Below are 23,109 nucleotides of genomic sequence, written 5' to 3' on the forward strand. Positions count from 1 at the left end.
TGGTGGCGAGGGACGCGACGTCGTTCTGCTCGACCGCGAAGGGCAGCTGGCCCTCCGACTCGCCCGAGCGCGCCTGCTGGAGCGTGGTGGCGACCTGCGCGAGCCCGAACACCTTCTCCGGGACGTCCTCGCCCGCCGCCAGCGCCTCGAAGGCGGCGCGGTCCTCGATGAACGTCCGGGCGGTCTGGCCGTCCCGGAGGCGCTGGAAGTCGCGCTCGCTGACCGACGAGTACGACGGCGTGACCGCCTGGTTGTCGTCGTCGTAGCCCGGGTGGCCGGCGCCCATGATGACGTCGAGCGGGCCCTCGATCATCTCGTGGGCCACGCCGGTCATGTCGTTGCGGCTGGCGTTGTGCGCACCCCAGGCGGCCGGCGTCGCGTGGCTGAACTGCACGGACGAGACGACGCCGGTGGCCTTGTCGAGCTCGGCGGCGCGCTCGGCGACGTTCTTGACCACGTCGCCCTCGGGGTCGAGGCCGAGGATGCCGTTGTTCGTCTTGACGCCCGTGGCCAGCGCGGTGCCCGCGGCGGCGGAGTCGGTGGCGCCCTCGGCGATCCAGTCGAAGTCGGCCCAGGCCTTGGCCGGGTCGTACTCCGCGCGGCCGTTGGCCGAGTGGGTCGACATGGCGACCTGGACGGGGAACGACTGGAACACCTGCGACGCGGTGCCCGGCAGGTGCTGGATCGTGCCCGCGGCCGGGTCGACCGCGACCTGCGCGTACGTCGTGCCGTGCTCGTAGAGCGACGCGGCGTCGATGTGGTTGTAGCCCATGCCGTCACCGATGAGCACGATGACGTTCTTGGGGCCGGTGGGGTCGGCAGCGGCCGCGGGGACGGCCGAGGTCAGGGCGACGGCGGCGGCGATGGCGCTCGTCCCGGCGAGCGTGAGCCACCGGGTGGGTCGTCGGGTCATGATCTCTTTTCCTGTCGAGTCACGGCGGGCGATCACCCGCCGCACCGACCCTCTGCGGCGCGCGTGACCGGCCGGTGAACTCCCGGAGAAACCGGACGGAACAGACAGATCCCCCAGGGGTGGGTGATCACCGGGACGCGTGGCCCGCGATCGGGCCCGCCCACGCTCCACGCTCGACGCCACGCTGCTCGCCGCGCCTGTCGCCGAGATCGCACTAGGTGCGGGGTTGGGCCCGCCTGAACCCCGCAACTAGTGCAATCTCGACGTTCGACGTTCGACGTTCGACGTTCGACGTTCGACGCGAGGGCGCGGGAGCGTCGGGCGCGTCAGCCGCGCGGCGTCGTGCCGTCGACGTACAGCCAGCGGCCGTCCTCGCGGACGAACCGGCTGAGCTCGTGCAGCGCCCCGCGCGTCCCGTCGGCGTCGCGGTACGTGGCGCGGAACTCGACGGTGCCGGCGGTGTCGAACGGCCCGCCGGCGGCGGTCGCCAGGACGTCCAGGCGCAGCCAGCGGGTCCCCGCGTCGAGGTCCAGGTCGGCGGGCCTGCTGGCGGGGTGCCACGTCGCGCGCAGGTAGCCGGCGTCCCCCACGGCGAACGCGCTGTACCGCGACCGCATCAGCGCCTCCGCGGTCGGGGCGGTGCGCTCGCCGCGGTGCAGGGGGCCGCAGCACTCGTCGTACGGCAGGCCGCTGAGGCAGGGGCAGCGGGTCGGGGTCGGCACGGGTCCAGTATCGGCGCGGGTCAGCGTGCGAGCCGGCGCCGGGCCCGCCGGGACCCGGCCGCGCGGAGCAGCGCCCCCGCACCCGCCAGCCCGAGCGCCAGCGCCGCGAGCGGGGCGCTGTCCGCGCCGGTCCGGGGCAGGGTGCCGCCGCCCGGCGTCGCCGAGCCGGTGCCGGGCCCGCCGGACCCGTCGCCCGCGCCCGTGCCCCCGCCGGCCCCCGTGCCCCCGCCGCCCGCGTCGTCGGAGCCCGTCACCACGACGGTCACCACGGCGCTCGCGCACGCCGGCGACACGTCCGCGGCGCACACCTGGTAGGTGAACGTGTCCGTCCCGACGAACCCGGGCGCCGGCGTGTAGACGAGGGCGCCGTCCACCAGGGCCACCGAGCCGTGCGCGGGCGGCACGGTGACGTCCGGCGGCAGCACGGTGCCCCGGTCGTTGGCGGCGACGTCGACGGTCACCGGCGTGCCCTCGGGCGTCGTGGCGGCGTCGTCCACGGCGACGGGGTCGACGAGCACCGTGACCAGGCCGGTGCTGCACAGCACCGGGACGCCGTCGTCGCACACCGTGTACTGGTACAGGTCGCGGCCCGCGAACCCGGGTGGCGGCGTGTACGTCGTGGTGCCGCCGGTCAGCGTCACGGTCCCGCCCGCCGCGGTCGGGAACGTCGAGGTGATCGTCACCTCGTCGCCGTCGGGGTCGCTGACGGCGGGGGTGCCGGCGACCGGGGTGTCCACGGAGGTCTCGAGCAGCAGCGGCGGGGCGACGGGCGGCGCGTTGTCCGGCCAGACGTGCACCGTCACGACGGCGGTGGCGCAGTCGGTCGGGTCGTCGGGCGCGCACGCCTGGTAGGTGAGCAGGTCCGTGCCGAGGTACCCGGGGCCGGGGGTGTACAGGACGGTCCCCGTCGCCGGGTCGGCGGCCGCGAGCCCGTGGTCCGGCAGGTCCACCAGCGTGGTCGACAGCACCGCGCCGGCGGGGTCGTTGGCCAGCACGTCGATGGTCACGGGCGTGTCCACCAGCGTCGTCGTCTCGTCGTCGACCGCCAGCGGGTGCACGACCAGCGTCACCGTCGCGGGCGCGCTGCACTGCGCCGGGTCCTGGTTGTCGCAGACGCGGTAGGTGAACGAGTCCGTGCCGACGAAGCCGGCACGGGGGAGGTACCCGAACCGGCCGCCCGGCAGCAGGACCAGCACGCCGTCCGACGGCCCGGTCACGGTGCTGAACCGCAGCTGCAGGTCCGGGTCGGGGCTGCTGCCGGTCACCGTCGAGACGACCGGCCGGCCGGCGACGGTCTCGCGCACCAGGTCGTCGGCGGTCGGCGGGTCGACCACGTCGGGACCGGGAGTGACCTCGGTGGTCACCGTCTCGGAGTCCGCGGTGCCGTCGTTGTTCGAGGCGTCCGGGTCGGCGGTGGTCGCGCCGGCGCGCACCGTGTTCACCAGGACGCCGCTGTCCGGGGCGGTGCCGGTGACGGTGAGCGTGACGGTCGCGCCCGCCGCGAGGGTGCCGAGCGACCAGGTGACCGTCGGCGGGGCGACGACCCCGCCGCCGGACGCGGTGACGGCGGACAGCGCGGGCGGCAGGTCGTCGGTGACGACGACCCCGGCCGCCTCGTCGGGGCCCGCGTTGGTCACGTCGATCGTGTAGGTGACCCGGCCGCCGGGGCCGACGTACGCCGGCCCGGTCTTGCTGACCTGCACGTCCGCCGACGGCGCCGCGGCCGGGTCGGCGCAGTCGGGCCCCGGGTAGCCGGCCGGCCCCGGGACGTCGAGGTCGCGGACGTCGACGTTGGTCACGGAGCCGCCGCCGGTGCCGGGGAAGGTCGTGCCCGGGACGTCGACGAAGATCGGCACGAACGGGCTGTCGCCGTCGAACCCGCCCTGCACGCTCGTCGCGCCGCTGAACACGTACCGCCCGAACCCGGTGACCGTGCCGTCGTCGGTCAGCGTCGTGGCGGTGAGCGCGGCCGCCGGCAGCTGCCGCCAGGCGCCCTGGTTGACGAACCCGCCGCCGAGCGCGACCAGCCCGGTGCTGCTGGACCCGCCGTCGTTCGTGAAGCCGCCCGTCGCGGTCAGGACGCAGCGGTTGGTCAGCGAGCCGGAGCCGTTGACCACGAGGTCGCCGGTCAGCGTCGCGGTGCCGGCGTTCTCGAACGGCCCGTTCACGATCGTCGTGCCGGACGCGGTGAGCGTGCCGTTGTTGGTCAGCGTCACGGGGGAGTTGAGGGTCGCCCCGCCCGGCAGCGCGAGCGCTCCGTCGTTGACGACCGTGCCGGCCGCGGGCGTGAAGGCGCCGGTGACCGTCAGGGTCGCCCCGGCCGCGTTCCGCACGGTGCCGGGCCCGTTCAGGTTGAGCCCGGCGAAGGTGGCGGTCCCCGCGTTGTCCAGCACGAAGCCCGCGGCCACCGCGACGGACGGCATCGTCGCCGTCCCGCCGGGAGCCACGTACAGCGTGCCCGCGGCGTTGTTCAGGTAGGCGGGCGCGAGGGTGGCGCCGCTCGCGACGCACAGGGTCGCGCCCGCCGGCAGCGAGCTCACGCCGCCGGCCTGGGTGCCGCCGGCCAGGAGCACGACCTCCCCGGCCGCGACGTCGAGCGCCGCGCCCGACGTGGACCCGGTCACCGTCCGGGTCGGCGCGGCGCAGTCGTCGGCCGGGGCGGCCTGCGCGGGACCGATGGGGACGAGCGCTGCGAGGAGGAGCCCGGCGAGCGCAGCCGCTGCCCTGCCGGGCGCGCGGGCGCCCCGCCTCGTCGCCCCGTGCCGCGCCCTGCTGCCCGACGTCGTCGTCCGCACCGTGCCCCCGATGCCTCGTCGCGTCGATCCCCCTGACCAGCGCGCCAGCCTCACCGTACCCACCGGTACCGGGCGCGGCGAGGGGCCGGGCGGGCCGGCGCCGCGGCGGACCGACGTCCCGGCCGGCCGCGCCGCGGGGCGCCATCATGGTGCGCGTGCCGACCCAGCCAGCAGACGACGAGCTCGAGCTGATCCGCCAGTCCGGCGTCGCCCTGCGTGTCGGCCGGCTGAGCCTGTCCGCCGGGACCGGCTCCTACCGGGTCAAGTCGTCGATGGCCCGGATCGCCCGGGCGATCGGCGTCGACCGTCACGAGGCGCACGTGACGCTCACCGAGATCACCACCACGTCGCACCGCGGGCCGAGCTTCCGCACCGAGGTCGCCGAGGTCCGGTCGGTCGGGATCAACGCCGACCGGCTGGCCGAGCTCGAGCACCTGGCCGGGTCGCTCGCCCGGTCCGGGCGGCGCGCCACGGTCGAGGAGGTGTCGGCCGAGCTCGACCGGATCGAGCGCAAGCCGCCCCTCTACCCCGACGCGGTCAACGCCCTGTGGGCGGCGGTCGCCTGCGCCGCCTTCGCGTTCCTCAACAACGGGGGGCCGGTCGAGATGGCGAGCGCGTTCGTCGCGGCCTGGCTGGGGCAGCTCACCAGGCGCCTGCTGCTGCACCGCGGGTTCAACCAGTTCGGCGTGACGATGCTCGCCGCCGCGCTCGCCTGCCTCGCCTACCTCGGCCTGGTGTCCGCCGTGCACGGCCTCGGCGCCACGGAGGTGCGGCACGCCGCCGGGTACATCTCGGCGGTGCTGTTCCTCGTGCCCGGGTTCCCGCTGGTGACGGGCGGCCTCGACCTGGCGAAGCTCGACTTCTCCGCCGGGGTAGCCCGGCTCACCTACGCCCTGATGATCCTCACCTCCGCGGCGCTCGCGGTGTGGGGCGTGTCGATCGCCGTCGGGCTGTCGCCGGACCCCGAGGCCGCGCCGGTGATCGACGCCGCGCTGCTGCTGCCGCTGCGGATGGTCGCGAGCTTCGTCGGCGTGCTCGGCTTCGCGCTCATGTTCAACAGCCCGTGGCGGATGGCGCTCGGTGCGGCCGTGGTCGGCATGTTCGCGAACACCGGGCGGCTGTACCTCACGGGCGAGCTGGCGCCGCAGGCCGCGGCCGCGGGCGCCGCGCTGCTGGTCGGGCTGCTGGCCGCCGTCATCGCGCCGCGCCTGGGCGTGCCGCGGATCACCGTCTCCGTCCCGGCCGTCGTCATCATGGTCCCCGGGGTCTCGGCGTACCGGTCGGTGTTCTACCTGTCGAACGGGGACACCACGCAGGCCCTGGCCTACGGGGTGCAGGCGGGGCTGGTCGTGGTCGCGCTGTCGGTCGGGCTCGCCGTCGCCCGCATGCTGACGGACCGCGAGTGGGGGTTCGAGCACTGACCGGCGAGGGCCGGGGAGGGGCCGCCGGTGGGCCGCTTTGCCGGGTGCCCGGGGCGCCCGGTACTGTGGCGCAGTCTGGAGACGTCGCATAGCCAGGTCTAGTGCGCGACCCTGCTAAGGTCGTGAAGGGGCAACCCTTCCGTGGGTTCAAATCCCACCGTCTCCGCTTCCACGAGGGCCCGGTCGATCGCGACCGGGCCCTCGTCGCGTCCCCCGCCGGGTCGCCGACCGAGGCGACGCGTGGCGACGTGCGGGCCCCGTCGTCGGCGGCGCCGGGCGCGCCGGGCGCGCCGGTGACGCTCCACGTCGGCGAGACGGTCGACGTGTGGCGGTGCGCCGTCCCGGCGGCGTGCTCGCGGACCCGGGCGGGCGCGGGTCAGAACCGCCCACCCCCGCCGCGCCGCCCGCCGCCCGACCGGCTGCTCGACCGGCCGCCGCCGGAGCGCCCGCCGCCGGAGCGCCCGCCGCCGGAGCGGCTCCGCGACCGGGTCCCGCCCGACCGGCCCCCGCCCGACCAGGACGACCCCGACCGCCGGCTGCCGCCCGAGCCGAGGCCCCACGACGGCCCGTCGTCGGAGACGGCCGCTGCACGCCGAGCCGCGGCCGCGATGTCGGCCTGCGCCGCGCGCTGCGCCTCCTCGGCGCGCTGGGCGGCGGCGCGGAGCACGCGCAGCGCGGCGATCGGGTCGGACGACGCGGCCACCTCGCCCTGCGTCGTCAGCCGCGCGGCCTCCGCCAGCCGCGTGCGCGTGGTGGCGCCGATCGACCAGCGGTTGCGGGCCATCGTCGCCTCGACCGCCGCGATCCGGGCGCGGGCCGTCGACGTCGCCTGCGGCAGCCGCTCGAGCGCGTGGGCCCGCGCGGCCTCGGTCTCCCGGAGCGGGTCGAGCACGCCGTCGAGAGCCTGCTCCGCCTCGCGCAGCGCGCCGAGGACCGCGAGCGGGTCCTGGCCGGCCTCGGTCGACCCCGCCCGTCCGGTCGCGCCCCGGGCGGCGGCCACGAGCTCGGCGAGGCCCGGCGCCTCGAACCGGGCTGCGTCGACGAGGTCGGCGTCGATCTCGGCGACCACGGCGGCGATCGCCTGCGGTGCGGTCTCCAGGTCCCGGGCGCGCTGGTCGAGCGCGTCGAGCACCGCCGCGGCCCGGGCGAGCGCGGTCCGCGCCTCCCCGACGTGCGCCACGGCGGCGACCCGGTCGGTGTCGACCAGGGCCAGGCCCGCGTCCGCCTCGGCGCCCGCGCGGGCCGCGAGCGCCGTCGCGTCCGCGAGCACGCCGGGCACGTCGTCGGTCGCCGCGGGCGCGTACCGCGGGCGGACGGCGTCCCAGACCGTGCCGGTCTCCGCCGCCCGGACGCCGAGCGCGGCGGCCTCGTCCCGGGCCGCGGCGAGGTCCTGGGGCGCGCGCTCGTGCAGCGCCCGCAGCTCGACGAGCGGTCCGCGCTGCGCGGCCAGCGCCTCCTCCACCCGGGCGCAGCCGTCGAGCACCGCGTAGGCGAGGCTGCTGCGGCGGACGTCGGTGTCGTGCTCGTCGTCGTCCAGCAGCTGCCGCGACCGGAACGCCTCGGCCAGCAGCTCGCGGGCCTGGGCCAGCGCGGCGGCGAACGGCGCGGCCGCCTCGGCCCCGAACTCGGCCTCCGCGAACGCCACCTCCTGCGCCGCGGCCGCCACCGCGTCGTCGGCGCCGACCAGGGCGCGCGCGGACCGGTCGTCCAGCGCGTCGAGCTCGGCGGCGGCCCGCGCCGCGGCCCGGCGGGTGCGGACCAGGCGGGCGACCCCGTACCCGAGCAGCGCGAGCACGCCGAGCGCCAGCAGCACCCGGAACGCGATCGTCCCCGCGCCCGCGGGCGGGTTCGCCGCGCGCTCGTAGCCCTCGGCGGCCGCGACAGCGGCGCCCGCCCAGTCGTCGTCGCCCAGCGCGGGCTCGATGTCCTCCTGCTCCACCCGGGTGAGCGCGTCGTCGCCCAGCGCGATGTCCGCGTCCACCGAGACCTGGTAGCGCCGGTCGCCGACCGCGACGGCCAGCAGGATGTCGTCCCGCCCGAGCCCGGAGGCCTCGGCGGTCGCATCCGCCCAGTCGCGGTTGCTCATGCCGTCGAACGAGTCGACGAACACCACGAACAGGTCGTACGGCGTCGCCTCCGCCAGGGCGTGCGCCGCCTCGGCGACCCGGCCCCGGTCCTCGGGCGACAGCACGCCCGCGGTGTCGGTGACCGTCGACGGCAGGTCGAGGGGCGGCTCCGCCGACGCGGGTCCGGCGGCCGGCCCGGCGACGAGGAGGGCGGCCGACCCGACGGCGGCGAGCGCGGCGGTTGCGCGCGTCCGGCGGGCGGCGCGGGGGCTGAGGGGCATGCGGGCTCCGGGTCGGTCGGACGGGCGGCTGGCGCCACCCGGGTGGGGGACGGCGACCCCAGTCTGACGTGCGGCACCGGGGTCTCCCTCTACCCTCGTCGGTGAAGCACCACGTCAGCAGGGGGAGAAGCCGTGGGAGAGATCGACACGGCGGCCGTCCGGGCCGCCGCGGACACCGTCGAGTCCGCCGCGGGCACGGTGCGGCAGCACGTCCCGTCGGAGGTCGGGGACATCGCCGGCGCGCTCGCCGGGAGCGCGAGCGCGGGCGCCGGCTCGGCCCTCGCCACGGCGTGGACCGACGCGTACACCGGCTGGGCCACGAGCGCGGAGACGCACGCCGCGTCGATGCGCTCCGCCGCCGGCACCTGGACCGCCACCAACGACGGCGTCGCCACCCGGTTCGACCGCCTCGGACCGGTGCCCCGCTGATGGTCTCCCCGTCCCAGCTCGCCTCCTGGCAGCCCGCGCGCCTGTCCGAGATCGCCGAGTCGGTCGTCGCGCACCGCCGCGCCCTCACCGGCCTGCACGACGACCTCGACGCCGGGAGGCCGCCGGCGTCCTGGACCCTCGGCGACGCCGCCTCCGCGCGCGCCGAGCACGGCCGGCTGTCGGACGCGCTCGCGACCCAGGTCGCCGAGACCACCGGCGTCATCGAGGCCCTGGACGCGGCCGCCACCGCGCTGACCGCGGCGAAGGAGCTGCTGCAGGGGGCGATGCGCCGCGGCGGCCACCACGGCCTGCACATCGACCACGCCACCGGTGCGGTGAGCCTCGCCCGGACGTTCGACGACGAGGACGAGCTGGCCTACGCCCGCACCGTCCAGCAGGAGGTCGCCGAGCAGATCGAGACCGCGCTCGCCGACGCGGCCGCCGCCGACCAGGCGCTCGCCGCCGCGCTCACCGCCGCCGCGACCACCGACGTCAACCACATCGGCAGCCTCGCGGACCAGCAGACGCTGCTCGACTTCCAGGCGAAGAGCCCGGCGGACCAGGTGCAGTACCTGCTGGACCACCCGGACGCGTACGCGTTCCTCGGGGAGCACCTGTCGGACGAGGTGAAGGCCGAGGTCGGCACCCACGTCGCGGACGCCCTCGACCGGATGGCGCGCGATCCGCAGGACTTCGGCGACCCCGAGCTGGTGGCGAGGTACACCGCGCTGCTCGGCGCCGTGGGCGACGACCCCGGCGTCATGGCGCCGATGTACGAGCGCCTCGGCGCCGACGGCCTGCTCGGCACCTACGACGGCCTCGCCTCGTTCATGGGCTTCTCGGACGACCCGAACCTCGCGACCCTCGCCGCCGAGCTCCGGTCCGGCCTGCAGACCGCGACCCGGTCCGACGCGTTCGACGGCACCGCGTTCGGCGAGGAGCTCGTGCAGCTCGCGACGCGCACCGCCGACGACGACACGATGGACGCGTTCTTCGGCACGTACCCGAGCAGCCCGATGCACGCCGCGGTGCTCGACTACCTGATGCGGGACGGCGACTACGGCGAGGAGTTCGTCCGGGGCGTGGCGTGGCAGCTCGACGAGTTCGAGCGCACGGTCGACCCGCAGATGGTGCAGAGCTGGATGCACCACACCGGGATGTCGCCGCTCAACGGGCTCGACGCCGACCCGGCGTCGCTGCTCGGCCGGACGCCCGACCCGATGGGCGCGACGATGGGGCAGCTCGGGAAGCACCCGGAGCTCGGGCTGGAGTTCTTCTCCGACGCCGACGGCGAGAAGCGGGCGGAGTTCTACTTCGCCGAGCGCGACTGGAGCCGCGACGGGTTCCAGGGCGTCGCGGAGGCGGCGCTGGGGATCGGCACGGACCCGGAGAACATCGCGGAGCGCGGGGAGGACACCGGCATGCTCGTGTCCCGGTTCTTCGGGCTGCTGCCGGAGAACCCCGAGTTCACCGCGGAGCACGCCGGCGGAGCCGCCGAGCCGGTCGGCTCCCTCCTGAAGCACTACATGCAGAGCGTCCAGGTCGCGGTCGAGGGCAGCACGTCGGCGAACGGCGCTCCCGGTGTCGCGAACCTGACCAACTCGTTCCTCCCGCAGCTGCAGGACCAGCCCGTGATCTACACGGGCGACCTCGACAAGCTGCTCGCGGTCGCGGTCAGCACCGAGGACGGCATGGCCCGCGTCGCCGAGGGCGTGGCCAACTTCCGCCAGACGGCGCTCGGTGGCTGGAGCGCCCTGCACGGCGCCGGGGTCGAGATCGCGAACCCGCAGTCGCTCGAGCGCATCCTCACGTCGAGCATCGGCCTGGAGGGCCACATCCAGCGCGTGGTCAGCGACGCCGAGATCGAGGGTGCGAAGTCGAAGGACCAGCAGGTCGCGGCGTTCACCAGCCTCGTGTCCAAGGCGGCCGCACTCGTCCCCGTCCCCGGGGCGGAGGATCTGGTCGACATCGCCGGCGAGACCGGGAAGAAGCTCGCGGACGCCGCGTGGTCCGAGATCCGGAACGTGCCGAGCGGCCAGATCACGGAGATCTTCGGCGGCAACGAGAACGCCGCGCGGGAGCTCGCGACCGACCGGCTCGTCGACGGGCAGACGAGGTCGGTGGTGAGCAGCTTCCTGGCGCTCGCGGAGGCCGGGATCGTCGACGTGCCGCCCGAGCTCGAGGCGATCTGGATGCCGGATGGCGAGCTCATCTCGCTCGCCGACATCGACCTCGACGAGCTGAGCTACCGCCACGGCGAGGCCGCGAACGCCCTCGGGCACCTCGTCTCGGTGGACGACCTCCGCAGCGCCTACCAGGACCCGTTCGTCGTCCTGAGCACGGAGCCGCGCTGATGAGGCGGGGCTGGCTGACGCTGGTCGTGGTGGTGACGTCGCTCGCGGCGTGCTCGTCGCCTCCGGTGCTGCTGGACGAAGGTGCCGTCGACGACGTGGCCTCGGCCGAGCAGAACACGGAGTTCGCCATCGCCCCGGGTTGGACGTGGTGCTCGGCCATCAGCCCGAGCGGCACCATGCGCGAGCCGTACACGGGGTCGCGGTTCGAGCTCGACGACGGGTCCTCGGTCGGGGCGACCGTCCTGGACCGCCGCGCCGAGGGACTGACGTCGGCGAAGCTCCTCGGCGACCTGGTGGCCGATGCCGACCAGTGCACGCTCGAGGCGCGACCGGACGGTCTCGGGACGTCGATCGAACCGCTCACGGACCTCGAGCAGGATGCGCACGGCTGGCGGACCCGCGACCCCGAAGGCCGCTGGGGCGAGTACGTGGTGGTGCCCCTGGACGAGTGGCGCGTGCTCGCGTACGGGTTCGTCACCCGGTCCGAGGAGCCGCCGGTCGACCTCGACGAGCTCGGCGAGCTGGCCCGGGAGGGCGCCGAGCGTCTCGCGCCGACCGAGGGCTGATGGGCGCCGGTCCGCCGCCTGCCGGCCCTCGGACGCGCGTCGCCCGGGCGCGTGCCACCGGTCTGGTTGCGGCCCTGGCCGCGGTCGTCGGCCTCGGCGGGTGCGCCGGGGACCCGGTGCTGCTCGATCGCGCCGCGTTCGACGACGTCGAGGACGCGAGCCACGACACCTGGACCGGGAACGTGCCCGGGCCCACGTGGTGCGACAGCATGGCGCCCGGCGGCTACACGATCGCCCACTCCCCGGGCACGGTGCTCAGCTTCGGTGAGCGCGGTCTCGCGGGCGCGGTCGTCGTCGACCGGTCGAGCGACGGCATCCCGGCCGAACGCGTCCTCGCGTTCATCGAGGAGCAGGCGGACGTCTGCACCGACTCGTCCGTCCGGGCCCGTGGTCACGACATCGAACCCCTCACCGACCTCGACGAGGGCGAGGTCGGCTGGAGCACCCGGCGCAACGACGGCGAGTGGGGGGAGTACGTCCTGGTGCCGCTGGACGAGTGGCGCCTGCTCGCCGTCGGCTTCTCGACCTTCGCGGACGAGGCGCCGGTCGACCGTGACGTGCTGGTCGCCGAGGCGGTCGAGGGCGCCGGCCAGTTCCCCGCGAGCGCAGCACGGGGGTAGGCGCCGTCGGCGCCGCGGGCCTGACCGGCGCGCCGTGTCCCTCGCTACAGTCGCCCCAGCCGGTGCCGCGACGGGGCGACGCCGCAGGGCGGCGGGGGTGTGGCGCGTGGACGCGGACGTCATCGTGGTGGGCGGCGGCCTGGCCGGGCTGGTCGCGGCGGACGAGCTCGTCCGGGCCGGGCGCCGGGTGGTCCTGGTCGAGCAGGAGAGCGCGGCGAACCTGGGCGGGCAGGCGTGGTGGTCGTTCGGCGGGATCTTCCTCGTCGACAGCCCGATGCAGCGCCGGTTCGGCGTGCGGGACTCGGTCGACCTGGCGTGGCGGGACTGGCAGGGCACGGCCGGCTGGGACCGGCTGGACGGCGAGCTGCCCGAGGACGCCTGGGCGGTGCGCTGGGGCCGGGCGTTCGTCGAGTTCGCCGCCGGCGATGCCCTGCCGTGGCTGCGGTCGCGCGGGGTGCGGTTCACCCCGGTCGTCGGCTGGGCGGAGCGCGGGGACGGGCTGCCCGGCGGGCACGGCAACTCGGTCCCACGATTCCACGTGCCGTGGGGGAGCGGCACCGGGATCAGCGACCCGTTCGCCGACCGGGTGCGCGCCGCGGCCGAGGACGGTCGGCTGGTCCTGCGGTTCCGGCACCGGGTCGACGGGCTGGTCCGGACCGGCGGCGTCGTCACCGGGGTGCACGGCACCGTCCTGGCCGACGACGACTCGCCGCGCGGGGTTCGCAGCAACCGGGACGCGGTCGCCGACTTCGCGCTGACCGCCCAGGCTGTGGTGCTCGCGACCGGCGGCATCGGCGGCGACCACGAGCGGGTCCGGCGCTGGTGGCCCGACCGGCTCGGCACCCCGCCGCGCACGATGCTCACCGGTGTGCCCGCGTCGGTCGACGGCCGGATGCTCGACATCGCCGCCGCCGACGGGGTGCGCCTGGTGAACCGCGACCGGATGTGGCACTACACCGAGGGTGTCGCGAACTGGGCGCCGGTCTGGCCCGGGCACGGCATCCGGATCCTGCCGGGGCCGTCGTCGGTGTGGTTCGACGCGCTGGGTCGGCGGCTGCCGCCGCCCGGCCTGCCCGGCCACGACACCGTCGGCACGCTGCGACTGCTGCGCGCGGACCCCGACCTGCAGCCGTACGACCACTCCTGGTTCGTGCTGACCCAGCGCGTCATCGAGAAGGAGTTCGCGCTGTCGGGGTCGGAGCAGAACCCCGACATCACGCGGCGCGACTACCGGCTGCTGCTGCGCACCCGGCTCGGCCGCGGTGCACCCGGGCCGGTCGAGGCGTTCAAGGACCGCGGGGAGGACTTCGTGGTGGCGGGCACGCTGCGCGAGCTCGTCGCCGGGATGAACGCGCTGACCGACGAGCCGCTGCTCGACCCGGGCGCGATCGAACGGCAGGTCCGCGAGCGGGACGCCCAGCTCGCGAACCCGTTCGCCAAGGACGCGCAGGTGCAGAGCATCCGGAACGCCCGCCGGTACCGCGGCGACCGCCTGCTGCGCGTCGCCCGGCCGCACCGCGTGCTCGACCCGACCGCGGGGCCGCTGATCGGCGTGCGGCTGCGGGTGATCACCCGCAAGACGCTCGGCGGCATCCAGACGGACCTCGACGCGCGGGCGCTCGGCCTGGACGGGGCGCCGGTGCCGGGGCTGTACGCGGCGGGCGAGGCGGCCGGGTTCGGCGGCGGCGGTGCGCACGGGTACCGGGCGCTGGAGGGGACGTTCCTCGGCGGGTGCCTGCTCACCGGCCGGACCGCGGGGCGGGCGGTGGCGGCGGCGCTCTGACCGCCGTCGCGCGTCGGCCGGAGGCGCGTGCCACCTACACGCACCCGCGCGGGCCGGGTGCCGCGCCGTGGCGACCCCTCACCGCGCGCCCCGTGCGGCGGCTGAGTGGTGCGTCCGACGTAGCGTCGACGACGTCGCGGCTCGCGAGGGACGCGCTCCGGCGCCGCGACCGGCGTGCGGTGCGCGCGGCCGCGGCGGGACGACTTCTCCAGGGACGCCCGCCCGCCGCGCACGGCCGGCCAGGGTCGTCCGCCGCCGGCCCCGTCGGCCCTGCGCCGCCGCCGGCGGGGCGACGTGTCCCACGCCCGGGCGGCGCGCGCCGCCCGACGACCGACAAGGGAGGACGGCGGTGCGGAGGCTGGTGTCGCGGGTGGTCGCGGCCGGGATCGCGACCACGGTCGCCGGGGTGCTCGGGGCCGGCGCGCTCGGCGTCTCGACGGCCCTGCCCACGACCGGCGTGGACCTGCGCGAGGGCGCGGCCGGCCGGGTGCACGTCCCCGTCCCCGCGCCCGGCGCGTCGACGTCGTTCCACGTCACCGCCCACCCGGGCGGCGCCGGTCCCGCGGCGCTGACCCTCGTGCTCGACGAGGCCACCGGGCCGGGGGACCGCGACGTCGAGCTGACGCTGAGCGACGACACCGGGGCCGTGCTCGCGGCGGGCAGCGCCGCGCGCCTGCGGGGCGCCCGCGTGGACCTCGGCGTCGTCGACGACGGGCCGGTCACCGTGCACGGGACCGCGTCGCTGCCCGACTCCGCGCCGGCGGCGGACTGCGGCGGCACCCTCGCGCTCGACGTCCGCGTCGCCGGCGACCCGGACCCCGGCCGGCGCCCGCCCGCGTCGGACGGGATGCGCACGGCGTCGGCGGTCGGGCCGGCTCCGGTGCGACCCCACGCGACGGCCTGAGGAGGCGAGCGTGCGCCACACCCGCGACGACAGGGTCGAGCTCGCGCTCGCCCGCCCGGTCCGCGGCCTCGCCGAGGCGCAGCACCTGCCCGGCGGCACCGCGTGGGAACCCAAGTGGGACGGGATGCGGGTGCTGGCGCTCGCGGACGGCCCCGCGACCGCGCTGCGCTCCCGGCACGGCGAGGACGTCACCCGCGCGTTCCCGGAGGTGGTCGCCGCGATCGCGGGGAGCGTGCCCGCGGGGACCGTCCTGGACGGCGAGCTCGCGGTGCGCCGGTCCGGGCGGCTCGACCTCGCGGCGCTCCAGGACCGGCTGGCCGCGCGCGGCCCGGCGGCGCCCGCGGAGTACCTCGCGTTCGACCTGCTGCGCCGCGAGCACGTCGACGTCCGGGAGCTGCCGTTCCTCGAGCGGCGGATGGCGCTCGAGGAGCTCGCCGGGCCGTGGACGGCGCCGCTGGTGCTGTCGCCCGTGACGGGCGACGTCGAGGTCGCCGCGCGCTGGTTCCGCGACCTCGCGGGCACCGGCGTCGACGGCCTGGTCGCCAAGGGCCTGGACCAGCCGTACCGCGGCGGCGCGCGCGACTGGTGCAAGGTCAAGCACCGGTCGGTCGTCGACCTGGTCGCGACGGCCGTGACCGGGCCCGTCGAGCAGCCGGAGGCGCTGCTCCTGGCCCTGCCGGTCGGCGACGAGCTCGTGCCGGTCGGCCGGTCCCGCCCGGTCGGCGCGGTCGCGGGACTGGCGCTCGGGCGGGTGCTCGCGCCGGCCTCCCCGCCGGACATCCCGCCGGGGCCGGCGTCGACCGTGGCGACCGCGATCGCGCCGCTCGTCGTCGAGGTGTCGGCCGACGTGCGTTGGTCCCGCGGGGCCCTCGTCGGGCCGGCGCAGTTCCTCCGGGCCCGGCCGGAGCTGCACCCGACGGAGGTTGACCCGGAGCCCGGCGCCGCCGCGCGCGGCTGACCACGAACCGGCTGCGCGACACCCGGTCGGTGGAATTCGGACGAATCAGGACATACGCGGAGGAAAACGGGCGTACTGTTCGGCCGTGCCCCCTACGCCGGAGGATGCCAGCGGCCTGGCCCTGGCGCGCCTCGTCCCCGGCCTGGGAGACACGGTCGACCTGCCGGGCGGCACCGCGTGGGAGCCCAAGTGGGACGGCATGCGGCTCCTGGCGCTCGCCGACGGCCCGCGGACGCTGCTCCGGTCGCGGCACGGCGGCGACCTGACCCGGGACTTCCCCGAGGTGACCCGCGCCGTCGCCGCGCAGGTCCCCGCGGGCACCGTGCTCGACGGCGAGCTCGTCGTCCGGCGGTCCGGGCGGGTCGACTACGGGGCGCTGCAGCGCCGGGCGTCGTCGGCGGACCCCGCGGCGCTCGCCGCGCACCTGCCCGCCGGGTTCGTCGTCTTCGACGTGATCCAGCGCGCGCACGTGGACCTGCGGCCGCGCCCGTTCATCGAGCGGCGGATCGCCCTCGAGGAGCTCGCCGCCGGGTGGGCCGAGCCGCTGTCCACCTCGCCGCTCACCGGCGACGTCGACCTGGCGGCGCGCTGGTTCCGCGACCTCGCCGGGCTCGGCGTCGACGGCCTGGTGGCGAAGGGCCTCGACCAGCCGTACCGCCCGGGCACCCGGGACTGGCGCAAGGTCAAGCACCGCACCGCGGTCGACCTCGTCGCGACGGCGGTCACCGGCTCCGTGGCCCAGCCGGGCGCGCTGCTGCTCGCGCTGCCCGTGGACGGCGAGCTGGTTCCGGTCGGGCGCTCGGCGTCGATCGGCCTCTCGGCGGGCATCGCGCTCGGTCGGCAGGTCGTGCCGCTCGGGGGCGCGCCGTCCTCGGCGATCGCGACCCGGATCGCGCCGCTCGTCGTCGAGGTGTCGGCGGACGTCCCGTGGTCGGGCGGGGTGCTCGCGCGGCCGGCGCAGTTCCTCCGGGCTCGCCCGGAGCTGCACCCCGTGGAGGTCGTGGAGCCGGACGCGCTGCTCGTGGGCTGCTGACGCCGCGCGCTCAGGGTGCCGCGGCCCGGCGGCGTCGCGCGCGGCGCTCCGCCGCGACGAGCCCGAGCACGACCGCCGCCCCGACGACGCCCAGCGCCGCCGCGAGCCCGACCTGCCCGTCCGGCGCGAGCAGGCCCCGGTCGTCGTCCTGCCACGGCCACAGCGCCCGGAGCGCCCCGGCCATGACGCCGGACAGCAGCACCAGCGTCCCGCGGCGCCGGTGCTCGAGCAGCCACTGCAGCGCCTTCACGAACGCGCCGAGCCCGAGCGCGATCCCGGCGACGAACACCGCGACGTAGGCCCAGTCCCGCTCGTTCAGCGCGGCGAGCGTCGGCTGGTAGAGCCCGAACGTCAGCAGCAGGAACGAGCCGGACGTCCCGGGCAGCGCGAGCGCGCACGCCGCGACCGCCGCGGCGACCAGCACCACGGGGTACGACGGGGTCAGGTGCTGCGGCGGCAAGCCGACGAGCAGGAACACCACCGCGGCGACGGCGACGGCGCCGGCGACCTCGGGCGCCGACCAGCGCGGTCCCGCCATCCGCACCGGCACGACCAGCGCGGCGGCGGTCATCCCGAGGAACAGCGCGTACAGCGGGGCGGGGTGCTCGTCCAGCAGCGGCGCGACGAACCGGACGGTCACCAGCAGGCCGGGGACCATGCCGAGCAGCAGCGGCACGACGACCGACCAGCGGACCCGGCGGAGCTCGGCGCGCGCGGCGGCCCGGGCGGCGGCGCGGTCGCGGCCGGTGGCCAAGAGGCGCACCGCGGTGAGGGTGTGGCCGGCGCCGGTCACCGCGGTCTCGTACACGCCGGTCACCAGGGCGACGGTGCCGCCGCTGATGCCGGGGAGCGCTTCGGCGGCGCCGACGAGGACGCCGCGGGCGACGGACCATGACGTGACGGCGGCGGGGGTGTGGGGGCGGGGCACGCCGGGGACGCTACGGGGACTGGCGGCGTGCGGTATGCGGGCGTCGGCACCTACGGAGGGCGCGGTCCCGGCGCGCGGGCGCGGGGTGTGGCGGGACGCACGTCGATCCGGTTTGGGCGGACGGCCGCTTGGCCTGTACTCTTCTTCACGGCCCTTCCGAGGGCCGATGCGCCCGTAGCTCAATGGATAGAGCATCTGACTACGGATCAGAAGGTTGGGGGTTCGAGTCCCTCCGGGCGCACAGGACCAGGAACGCCCCGCCAGCAGCGATCGCGCTGCGGCGGGGCGTTCTGCGCCGGGGGCTCCGGCGCTCCGGGTCAGTCCGTGTGGTCCGAGGGCCACGACCCGGTCGACCCGGTCCCGCTGCGGGACGAGGTGAGGTCGGGTCGCGAGGCGGCAGGACCTCCCGTCGGCGACGCGACAGGAGCACGGCCGCGCGGCCGACGAGGAGTCGCGCGGGGGTACCGAGGATCAGCGGCCGCACCGCATCGGCTCCGACGTGGGTGCGGGTGGCAGGACGAGAGGGCGTGGCGGCGGTGCTCGCCGCCACGCCCTCTCGCGCGGCGTCAGCCGCGGACGGTGGTGCGGCCGCGGCGGCTGACGATCAGCGCGCCGGCGCCCGCGAGGAGCATCAGGGCGATGACGGCGACCAGCGGCGCGGCCGAGGAGCCGGTCACCGCGAGGCTGTCCGTCGGCGTGGCGCCCGCCGAGGCGTCCACCTGGACGGCGGTCCACCCGATGAGCGTGCCGTCGGCCGCGAACACGGCCACCCGGTGCTCACCGACCGGGGCGTCGGCCGGGATCCGCACCGCGATCGAGCCGGCGGCGTCGGCCTGCACCCAGTCGCCGCCGAGCAGTGTCGGGGTGGAGAACATCCACGCCGCGACCCACTCGTCCGCGTGCTCGGCGCCGAGGCGCACCGTGACGACCTCGCCCTGGCGGGGCGACGTGGTCGACAGCGTCAGGCCGCCGGCCGCCACGCCCTCGAGCTCCGCACCGGTGCGCGAGGCAGGGGCCTGCGCCGGCTTCGGGTCGGACGCGCCCGGCTCAGCCGGGTCCGTCGGGTCGACCGGCGGGTCCGTCGGGTCCACGGGCGGGTCCGTCGGGTCGACCGGCGGGTCCGTCGGGTCGACGGGCGGGTCGGTCGGGTCGACCGGCGGGTCCGTGGGGTCCACGGGCGGGTCGGTCGGCTCGCCCGGCTGGGCCGGGTCCACCGCGAGCACGACCGGGGCCGACTCGACGTACGCGCGACCGTCGTCGAACGTCAGCCGCGCGAAGATCGCCGCGCCGTCCAGCTCCTCGGTGGCCTCGAACGCCAGGGTCGAGGTCAGCGAGTCGTCCAGCAGCGCCGGGGTGTCGCTGCCCGGGCGCTGCAGGTACCACTCCCAGCGCTCGAGGACCGAGCTCGGGGCGACCGCCGCGGTGAGCTCGACCTGGTCGCCGGCCTCGTACGCCGCCTGCAGCCCCGTGACGGTCGCCTTCTGGACCGGGGCGGCGCCGTGGTCGTCGACGTGGATGGTGACGGTCTCGCTGGTGGCGAGCTCGTCACCGCCGGCGGTGAGCAGGGTGGCCCGGACCTCCGTGCCGTCCAGGGCCTGCTCGGCCGTCAGGTCGTGGCTCGCGGTCGTGGCGCCCGGGACGGTCGTCCAGCGCGCCTGGTCGGGGCGCTTCCACTCCCACCGGTAGGTGTCGGTGTCGCTCGCGACGGGGTCCGCCGTGGCGCGCAGCGCGACGGTGTTGCCCTGGTGGTAGTGCCCGGCCAGCGCGTTCAGCAGGACGAGCTGGTCGCCGGCGGCGGCGTCGGTCACGCGGACCGTGACGCTCGACTCGGCCACCTGGAACCCGGTGGTCCCGTCGAGGACCCGCAGCGAGACGGTCGTGCCGTCCATCGCGGTGGTCACCGGCATGCTCAGCGTCGGCCGGGTCTGGCCGTCGATCGGGGCGAAGTCCCACTCGGAGCCGGTGCCCCACTGGTACGCGAGGTCCTCGCGGGCCGGGAAGAGCTCGGAGGCGAGCTCGAGCGTCTCGCCGTCGCGGTACACCGACCGGGCGCCGGACAGCAGCAGCTCGCGTGACGTGATGTCCGGGCGGATGGCCGGCGACTGCCCGACGACGGTGCCGTCCTCCGCGACGATCCGCAGGGCGATCTCGGCGTAGGTGAGGGCGCCGGTGTCGATCTGGAACGGGTTGGTCCCGGTGGGGTTGTTGCTCCACAGCTCGTACCAGTCGTCCCGGCCGCCGTAGGGCACGGAGCGGGAGACCCACTGGTAGGTCTGCCCCGCGGTGAGGGGCGCGTGGTCGGCGGTGACCTCGATCGGGTCGCCGGCGTAGGCGGACGCGGGCACTCCGGCGAGGGTGATCGGCTGCCCGGAGCCGACGTTCGCGCCGGTGACGCGCAGGGTGTGCCACGCGGACTGCTGGATGATCTGCTGCTTGCCGTCGACCGGGCCGCGCAGCACGAGCGCGATCTGGGCGCCGTCGATGCCGGTGGTGGCGTCGCGCACGAAGTCCACGTCCTGGCCCGTGAGGTACTCGGTGTCGGTCTCCGACTCCCGGACCAGCCACCACAGGTGCTGGTCGGCGCCCGGGGTCACGCCCTGCGGCCGCAGGTGGATGAGGTCGCCCGCGGCGTACGACTCGCGGAACCCGGCGATGCCGAACTCCTCGCCGCCGGTCTCCTCCGTCACCGTGACCGTGGTCGGCGCCGACGTCGAGCCGGCGAAGTCGTTCAGCAGGGCCGGGGCGAACCGCGCGGTGATGCTGCGGGCGCCGAGCGGCAGGGTCGTGACGTCGAGCGACGCCGCGCCCGCGACGACCTCGGCGTGCCCGAGGGACGTGGTGCCGTCGAGGAACTCGACCCACCCGGTCGCGCCCGCGGGGGTCACGGTCGACGACAGCGTCACGGTGTCGCCGGGCACGGCCGTGGCCGTGCCGGCCGTCAGCGTGGTCGACGTCGCCACGGCCGCCGGCAGCTCGCCGACGACGAACGTGTAGGCGTTGTCGGCCGACAGGGCGGTGCCGCCCGTCGTGGTCGCCTGCGCGCGCACGTGCAGCGTGTACGTGCCCGCCGCCGTGAACGCCCAGTTGGCGTGCATGTGGGTGCGACCCACGGTGAACGAGGAGATGCCCTCGTCGCTCGACCACAGCCGCTTGGGCTGGCCGAGGCCGCCGCCGGAGAACAGCTCGAGGTCGCCGGGGCCCTCGAGGTCGGTCAGCGTGAACGTCGTCTCGTCGCGGACCAGCGCGCCGGCCGGGACCGACTCGGTCGAGAAGCCGGGCCACAGCTGGGTGTACCCGGCGCCACCGGACGGGTTGGTCTCCGGGGCCATCCACACGGTCGAGCCGACCGGGCCGATGAACTCGTACCCCGCCGGGACCTGCAGCTGGGCCGCGTCGTCGACGTGGAACAGGACGCTCGTCGGGTCGAGGCGGGTGCCGTTGCCCTCGGGGACGTCGGCCTTGGTCGCCAGCTCGAACGTGGTGCCGTTCAGGAAGGTGGACACCGCGTCGGTGTGCACCTTCGACAGGACTCGCTTCTCCGCGCTCGCCGGCGGGGGACCGTCGGCGGCGAAGGCGGTGAGCGGGAGGAGCGACGTGGCCAGGAGCGTGACCGCTCCGAGCGCCGCGGTCCCGGCTCGCGTGCGCGTGCGCATGCATGGACCTCTCTGGTCAGCAGTGATAATGACTATCACTATGGCACAGTGGACGCTCCGGGTGGCAAGGCCCGGGCGCCGCTGGGAGCGCGCGTGTGCGATGAGGAGAGGCATGTCGAGACGAGGCAGGGTGCTGTCCGCCGGGGTGGCGGTGACGGTCCTGGCCGGGTGCGCGGGCCCGGTGGCCGGCGTCGAGGGCGACCAGCGGCTGCAGGTCGTGACCACCACGCCGGTGCTCGCGGATCTCGCCCGGCACGTCGCCGGGGACCGGGCGCGGGTGACGTCGATCGTCCCGGACCGCGGCGACCCGCACTCCTACGAGCCGTCCCTGCGCGACGTGCGCGACGTGGTCTACGCCGACGTGGCGTTCAGCAACTACATGCTGCTCGAGGAGCACGCGATCATCCGCACCCTCGACGCCAACCTGCGGCCCGGGGTGCCGAACGTCTCGCTGGCGGAGTCCGCGGTGAAGTACGCCGCCGAGATCATCCCGCTGGTCGAGAACGTCAACCTCGACACCGTGTGGCTCGGGCTGCGGGTCCAGGGCTCCGGCGCGCAGCACGGCGCCACCCGCGCCTCGCAGGTCCAGGTCACAGCGACCGGGATGGACGGGCCGGGGCAGCTCACCGGGTACCTCACCGAGTCGTTCGGGTCCCTGCGGGTGTATTTCGACTCCGGCGACGGGCTCGGCCGGGCCGACAGCGTCTCGCTGCCGACCGAGGCGCACACCCACATGAGCTGGACGTTCTCGGAGCCGGGCGTCTACCGGCTCGACCTCGCTGCGCAGCTCGCCGTCACCGACGACGCGGAGCCCGTCGACGCGGGCGGCGGGACGTTCACCTTCGCCGTCGGGGTCGACCCGCACGAGGTCGCCGACGCCGCGGGCGCGGCGATCCTGGACCAGGGGCACGCCGACCTCGCCGTCGACCTGGACACCGGCGGCCTCGTCGTCGTCGCCGACGAGACCGCCGCCGGGCACGACCACGGCGCGGACGCCGCGCCGGTGCAGCACACCTACGACCCCGACGAGGTCGTGATCTCCGTGCCGAACAAGGCGCTCGCGCCCGTCCCCGCCGGGCAGGGCTTCGGGTTCCTGGGCCGCGCCGACGAGCAGATCTACCAGCTGCCGCAGGCGGTGCTCGGCAAGCACGTCCACGGCGAGATCGACCCGCACCTGTGGCTCGACGTGCGCAACGCGCAGGCCTACGTGGAGATCATGCGGGACACCCTCGTCGCGGCCGACCCGGCCGGGGCCGGGGCCTACCGCGCGAACGCGGACGCCTACCTCGACGAGCTCACCGCGACCGACGCCTACGTCACCGAGCGCATCGCGAGCATCCCGCAGTCGCGCCGCTACCTGGTGACGACGCACGACGCGTTCGCGTACCTCGGCCTGGCGTACGACGTGACGATCGCCGGGTTCGTCACGCCCAACCCCGCGGTCGAGCCCAGCCTCGCCGACCGGCGCAAGCTCGCCGAGACGATCGACAACCTGCACGTACCCGCGGTGTTCCTCGAGCCGGCGCTCGCGCAGCGCTCGTCCGTCCTCCGCGAGGTCGCGGACGACGCCGGCGTGCGGGTCTGCTCGATCTACTCCGACTCCTTCGGCCCGGACGCCGGGTCGTACGTCGAGCTGATGCGGTTCAACGCCGACTCGCTCGCCCGCTGCCTCACCTGACCCAC

16 protein-coding genes and 2 tRNA genes are annotated in these 23,109 nt (G+C 76.2%); 12 read left to right on the forward strand and 6 right to left on the reverse strand.

Going from position 1 to position 23,109, the window contains the following annotated elements; genetic code table 11:
- From Cpa01nite_RS11680 to Cpa01nite_RS11690, 3 genes are all read right to left on the reverse strand, one after another.
- On the reverse strand, positions 1-913 hold a 913-nt coding region (locus tag Cpa01nite_RS11680), incomplete at its 3' end, for an alkaline phosphatase (RefSeq protein WP_239068730.1).
- A 326-nt stretch (positions 914-1,239) separates the two neighbouring features.
- The gene (locus Cpa01nite_RS11685; RefSeq protein ID WP_239068731.1) at positions 1,240-1,635 is read right to left on the reverse strand and encodes a YchJ family protein; all 396 of its coding nucleotides are present in this window, start codon (positions 1,633-1,635) and stop codon (positions 1,240-1,242) included.
- A gap of 20 nt (positions 1,636-1,655) precedes the next feature.
- Positions 1,656-4,259 (reverse strand): Ig-like domain-containing protein, encoded by a 2,604-nt coding sequence (locus tag Cpa01nite_RS11690; RefSeq protein ID WP_203668946.1) that lies wholly within the window; start codon positions 4,257-4,259, stop codon positions 1,656-1,658.
- A gap of 326 nt (positions 4,260-4,585) precedes the next feature.
- Between Cpa01nite_RS11690 and Cpa01nite_RS11695 the strand changes: the two genes are divergently transcribed.
- Together Cpa01nite_RS11695 and Cpa01nite_RS11700 are read left to right on the forward strand one after the other, a co-directional pair.
- Positions 4,586-5,851 (forward strand): threonine/serine exporter family protein, encoded by a 1,266-nt coding sequence (locus Cpa01nite_RS11695; RefSeq protein ID WP_239068732.1) that lies wholly within the window; start codon positions 4,586-4,588, stop codon positions 5,849-5,851.
- A 77-nt stretch (positions 5,852-5,928) separates the two neighbouring features.
- A tRNA-Ser gene (locus Cpa01nite_RS11700) sits at positions 5,929-6,017 on the forward strand.
- Between the two features lie 210 nt (positions 6,018-6,227).
- Here the strand turns inward: Cpa01nite_RS11700 and Cpa01nite_RS11705 are convergent.
- Positions 6,228-8,198 (reverse strand): TPM domain-containing protein, encoded by a 1,971-nt coding sequence (locus tag Cpa01nite_RS11705; RefSeq protein ID WP_203668948.1) that lies wholly within the window; start codon positions 8,196-8,198, stop codon positions 6,228-6,230.
- Positions 8,199-8,330: 132 nt separating this feature from the next.
- Here Cpa01nite_RS11705 and Cpa01nite_RS11710 point away from each other — a divergent pair, with 132 nt between their 5' ends.
- From Cpa01nite_RS11710 to Cpa01nite_RS11745, 8 genes are all read left to right on the forward strand, one after another.
- A complete protein-coding gene (locus tag Cpa01nite_RS11710) occupies positions 8,331-8,627 on the forward strand; it encodes a hypothetical protein (RefSeq protein ID WP_203668949.1) in 297 nt (98 codons plus the stop codon).
- Complete coding sequence (locus Cpa01nite_RS11715) at positions 8,627-10,981, forward strand: hypothetical protein (RefSeq protein WP_203668950.1); 2,355 nt, start codon at positions 8,627-8,629, stop codon at positions 10,979-10,981. The genes Cpa01nite_RS11710 and Cpa01nite_RS11715 overlap by 1 nt, the downstream gene beginning before the upstream one ends.
- On the forward strand, positions 10,981-11,547 hold the full coding sequence (locus tag Cpa01nite_RS11720) for a hypothetical protein (RefSeq protein ID WP_203668951.1): 567 nt from the start codon (positions 10,981-10,983) through the stop codon (positions 11,545-11,547). The genes Cpa01nite_RS11715 and Cpa01nite_RS11720 overlap by 1 nt, the downstream gene beginning before the upstream one ends.
- A gap of 116 nt (positions 11,548-11,663) precedes the next feature.
- Positions 11,664-12,167 (forward strand): hypothetical protein, encoded by a 504-nt coding sequence (locus Cpa01nite_RS11725; RefSeq protein WP_203668952.1) that lies wholly within the window; start codon positions 11,664-11,666, stop codon positions 12,165-12,167.
- A 106-nt stretch (positions 12,168-12,273) separates the two neighbouring features.
- Positions 12,274-13,950 carry an FAD-binding dehydrogenase gene (locus Cpa01nite_RS11730; RefSeq protein ID WP_203668953.1) on the forward strand — a complete coding sequence of 559 codons (1,677 nt, stop codon included), beginning with the start codon at positions 12,274-12,276 and terminating at the stop codon, positions 13,948-13,950.
- A gap of 349 nt (positions 13,951-14,299) precedes the next feature.
- On the forward strand, positions 14,300-14,854 hold the full coding sequence (locus Cpa01nite_RS11735) for a hypothetical protein (protein ID WP_203668954.1): 555 nt from the start codon (positions 14,300-14,302) through the stop codon (positions 14,852-14,854).
- A 10-nt stretch (positions 14,855-14,864) separates the two neighbouring features.
- The gene (locus Cpa01nite_RS11740) at positions 14,865-15,812 is read left to right on the forward strand and encodes an ATP-dependent DNA ligase (RefSeq protein WP_203668955.1); all 948 of its coding nucleotides are present in this window, start codon (positions 14,865-14,867) and stop codon (positions 15,810-15,812) included.
- An 85-nt stretch (positions 15,813-15,897) separates the two neighbouring features.
- Positions 15,898-16,845 carry an ATP-dependent DNA ligase gene (locus tag Cpa01nite_RS11745; protein ID WP_203668956.1) on the forward strand — a complete coding sequence of 316 codons (948 nt, stop codon included), beginning with the start codon at positions 15,898-15,900 and terminating at the stop codon, positions 16,843-16,845.
- A gap of 10 nt (positions 16,846-16,855) precedes the next feature.
- Here Cpa01nite_RS11745 and Cpa01nite_RS11750 read toward each other — a convergent pair whose 3' ends face one another.
- Entirely contained in the window at positions 16,856-17,773 is a 918-nt protein-coding gene (locus tag Cpa01nite_RS11750) for a DUF368 domain-containing protein (RefSeq protein WP_203668957.1), read from the reverse strand.
- Positions 17,774-17,941: 168 nt separating this feature from the next.
- Here Cpa01nite_RS11750 and Cpa01nite_RS11755 point away from each other — a divergent pair.
- A tRNA-Arg gene (locus tag Cpa01nite_RS11755) sits at positions 17,942-18,014 on the forward strand.
- A gap of 325 nt (positions 18,015-18,339) precedes the next feature.
- Here the strand turns inward: Cpa01nite_RS11755 and Cpa01nite_RS11760 are convergent.
- Positions 18,340-21,426 (reverse strand): choice-of-anchor M domain-containing protein, encoded by a 3,087-nt coding sequence (locus Cpa01nite_RS11760; protein ID WP_203668958.1) that lies wholly within the window; start codon positions 21,424-21,426, stop codon positions 18,340-18,342.
- Between the two features lie 112 nt (positions 21,427-21,538).
- Between Cpa01nite_RS11760 and Cpa01nite_RS11765 the strand changes: the two genes are divergently transcribed.
- Positions 21,539-23,104, forward strand: coding sequence for an anchored repeat ABC transporter, substrate-binding protein (locus tag Cpa01nite_RS11765; RefSeq protein WP_203668959.1), 1,566 nt, complete (start codon positions 21,539-21,541; stop codon positions 23,102-23,104).
- Positions 23,105-23,109: the final 5 nt, after the last annotated feature.

The sequence above is a fragment of the Cellulomonas pakistanensis genome, assembly GCF_016862755.1.
Taxonomy (GTDB): domain Bacteria; phylum Actinomycetota; class Actinomycetes; order Actinomycetales; family Cellulomonadaceae; genus Cellulomonas; species Cellulomonas pakistanensis.